The organism is Thiocapsa sp. UBA6158 (assembly GCF_002423035.1).
Classification (GTDB): domain Bacteria; phylum Pseudomonadota; class Gammaproteobacteria; order Chromatiales; family Chromatiaceae; genus Thiocapsa.
Map to the genome: position 1 here is coordinate 1 of NZ_DIUM01000071.1, position 3,527 is coordinate 3,527.

At 65.9% G+C, this 3,527-nt stretch carries 3 protein-coding genes; all 3 read left to right on the plus strand.

Going from position 1 to position 3,527, the window contains the following annotated elements; genetic code table 11:
• Positions 1 to 1,155 (plus strand): multiheme c-type cytochrome (locus B4N44_RS10575; protein ID WP_296700457.1); only part of this gene is annotated, 1,155 nt, incomplete at its 5' end.
• The gene (gene phnD / locus B4N44_RS10580; protein ID WP_296700458.1) at positions 1,142 to 2,056 is read left to right on the plus strand and encodes a phosphate/phosphite/phosphonate ABC transporter substrate-binding protein; all 915 of its coding nucleotides are present in this window, start codon (positions 1,142 to 1,144) and stop codon (positions 2,054 to 2,056) included. The genes B4N44_RS10575 and phnD, both read left to right, overlap by 14 nt.
• Before the next feature lie 23 nt (positions 2,057 to 2,079).
• Positions 2,080 to 3,459: a sensor histidine kinase gene (locus B4N44_RS10585; RefSeq protein ID WP_296700461.1), complete on the plus strand. Its 1,380-nt coding sequence runs from the start codon at positions 2,080 to 2,082 to the stop codon at positions 3,457 to 3,459.
• Positions 3,460 to 3,527 lie beyond the last annotated feature (68 nt).

Sequence of the window (3,527 nt, forward strand, 5' to 3'; positions counted from 1 at the left end):
GGGCGTCAACTGCTCTTTTTAGGTTCAGCGATCCTCGCAGGCGCCCCCGCCTTTGCAAACCCGGATACGTCCTCGTTTTCGGTGCCCGCCTACTGGGCGCGCCCGATTCAGTCACAGGGCGAGCCGCCATGGCATGAGCCCTTCCTTGCGGACCTCTCCGCCGAGACCTGTGGTCTTTGCCATCCGGCACAGCTCGCGGCTTGGCGCAGCTCGCTCCACGCCCGGGCCGTCTCACCCGGACTGCTCGGCCAGCTCGACGCCTTGGACGGGGCCACCCAAGAGGCGTGTCTTGCCTGCCATGCACCGCTCAAGGAAGCGCTGGATCTTTGGAATCGCGAGGGTCTGGATGCCGCATCACGAATCCCGGCGGTGGACTGTGCCGCCTGTCATGTGCGCGCGCATGTCCGCCATGGCCCGCGCGAGATCGCGATCACCCCGCATGGGCCCGTTCACGCGCAGCCGTTGTTCACTGAGGCGGAGTTCTGCGCGACCTGCCATCAATTCGACGAGACGGGACTGACGGTCAACGGCAAGCCGCTGGAGAACACCTATACCGAGTGGCTGGAGTCGCGTTACGCGCGCGAGGGCGTGACTTGTCAGAGCTGCCACATGCCCGCGGGTGCGCACGATTTTCTCGGGATCCATGACCGCGAGACGACCCGTCGCGGACTCACGATCGAGGCCCGCCGCACGGTCGACAGCATCCGGGTCCGCGCCGGCAACACGGGTGCCGGCCATGCCCTGCCGACCTATGTCACACCGCGCATCCTGATCGAGGTATCGGACACTTCGCACGAGCCCGGCACCGGTCGAGGACTGACCCATACGATTGCCCGACAGATGCGCTGGTCGCAGGAGCTGGGCTGGGAGGAGCTGGCCGACACCCGCCTGCTCCCGGATGATTGGATCGAGCTGGAGCTTGCAGTGCCGCCGGCCCATGGCGGACGAGTCGAAGTCCGCGTGGAGCCCGACTATGATTATCACGACCGCGTCTATCCGACCCTCTTGAACCTGCTGGAGGGCCGCCTCCACGACGCCGAGTCAGCGCTCCTGCGGGACGCAAGACGTCAAGCCGGAGTCACGCCCTATGTCCTGTATCGATACCGATGCCCACCCTGGTCGGGACGGACCGAGCCCTGCGATGAGCTCCCTTAAGCATTGGCCACTGATGGCACTTATCGCGATCGTCGCCATCTCTTGTGACCCGGCGCAGGAGTCGGCCGATCCGGACAGCGTTTCGGCGGCTCCCTCGGGCACGCCGCTCTTGCTGGCCGTGCATCCCTACGACAACCCAAGCGAGCTGGTCGCGCGATTCCAACCCCTCGCCGACTATCTGTCCCGGTGTCTCGATCGCCCGGTGGAGCTCTATCTGGGCCATTCCTACGGCGACACCATCCGCCGGATCAGCGCCGGGCAAGTGGATCTCGCGTATCTCGGCCCGACCCTCTATCTGCGCGCACACGACCACTATCTGGGGCCAAGCGCATCGCCCACGATCCGCATCCTGGCCGGCGAGACGGTCGACGGGGCGCTCGGCTACACGAGTGTCCTGGTGACGCTGCGCAGCAGCCCGATCAAAACGGTTGCCGATCTGCGCGATCGCACGCTCGCCTTCGTCGAGCACGGCTCGTTCAGCGGCCATTTCGTCCCGCGGGCCATGCTCGACCAAGCCGGAATCACGCTCGCGGACCTGATGGACTATGCGTTCCTCGACCGCCACGAGCGCGTCGCGCTTGCCGTCGTCCATGGCGACTTCGCCGCTGGCGGCCTGCGCAAAGAGGTCGCGGATCGCTATCTGGACCGGGGCCTGAAGATCATCGCCGAATCGACCCAGCTCTCGCCGCATGTCATCGCCGCCCGCCCCGGACTCGACGATGCCCTCGCCGAGATCGTCACCAGGGCCTTGATCGACCCGGGTCCCGACGCGCAGCCCGCTTTCGCAGCCCTTGGGCCGGGCATCGGCTTCGCCCATGTCGAGGACAGCGCCTTCGACCCGGTGCGTCGTGCCGTTTACGCGATCGAATCGGCTCAACCCGTCGTGGATAAACCTTGGTGAAACCTGTGCCGACAGTCTCTCGCATGCCGACGCCCACCCTGTCGCGCACCCTGTCGCTCTCGATCGGCGGCGGACTGCTCGCGCTGAGTCTGCTTCTCGGGCTCGGGGTAACTCAGGGCGTCGCGCGCTTGCTGGATCAAGCCTTTCAGGACAAGGCCGAGGCCTTGGCGCGACAACTGGCCACCATCAGCCTGGACGCCCTGCTGATCTCGGACTACGGCACCCTGGAGCGCTATCTGTCCGACCTTCAAGCCCAACCCGGCGTGCGTTACCTGCAGATCCGCCGCAGCGACGGCGAGATCCTCGGCGAGGTCGGGGAAGCCCCTCTGCCGCGCGAGCGGGGCGATCAGTTCCAGGTCCAGTGGCCGATCAGTATCGGAGCCAATCCACTCGGGGATGTGACGGTCAGCTACGATCGGGCACCTGTTCAAGCAGCAATCCGGACCATCTCTCTGCAATGGGCCGGCGGTCTACTCGTCTTGGTCACAGCCCTCTACTTTTGGCTCAACCGCACACTCGAGCATCGACTCATCCGCCCGATCCAGCGGATTGCCCGACAAACGACCGGCGCTCGAGGTCGTCCGATCGACCCCGCCGAGCCGCTGCCGCGCGAGCTCGCACGGATTGCCGAGATCTTCGCTCGGCTCTGCACCGAGATCGAGGAGCAAGGGCGTCGGAACGAGTCCGCGGAGCGTCTGGCCCGACACGCCACCGAACGGCTCTGCCGCGAACAACGCCTCGCCAGCATCGGCCAGATGGCAGCCGGGCTCGCCCATGGCCTGAACACCCCGCTCGGCAACATCATCGGGTACGCGCAACAGGCGCTGGTCGACACCGGCGAGGAGCAGCGTCTTCAACGTCTGCGGGTGATCGAAGACCAGGCGCGGGTGTGTGCCGGAATCGTCCGTGACCTCTTGGATGCCGTGCATCCCCCGGAGGCGAACCCACGCCCGGTCGACCTGGTCGAGCGGGTCGATGCGGTGATTCGGTTGATGGAGCCGATCCTGCGAGATCGCGGCGTCGTCGACGTCGCTCGTCGGGGCGAGACCGGCGCGCCAGCCTGGGCCGACCCGAGCTGTATCGAGCAAGTACTTTTCAACCTCTTGAGCAATGCGGTCGATGCCGGTGCCACGCGGGTCGCGTTGCGGATCCGCGACGCAGGCGATCGCATCCATCTGGATGTCGAAGACAACGGCGCCGGCATCCCCGCCGAGATCTGTCCGCGCCTCTTCGATGCCTTCGTGACCAGCAAGGCACGCGGCAAAGGCAGCGGACTCGGTCTGCACATCTGCAAGACTCTGCTCCGATCCACCGGAGGCGACATCCTCCTGAGCCGACCCGGACCCGGCGGGACCGAGTTTCGAATTACCTGGCGCAAAGCCAGCTCGGAGGTCAACCCATGACTCACCCATTCCAGCTCCTGATCGCCGAAGACGATCAACACATGGGGCCTTGATCATCGATTGGTCCA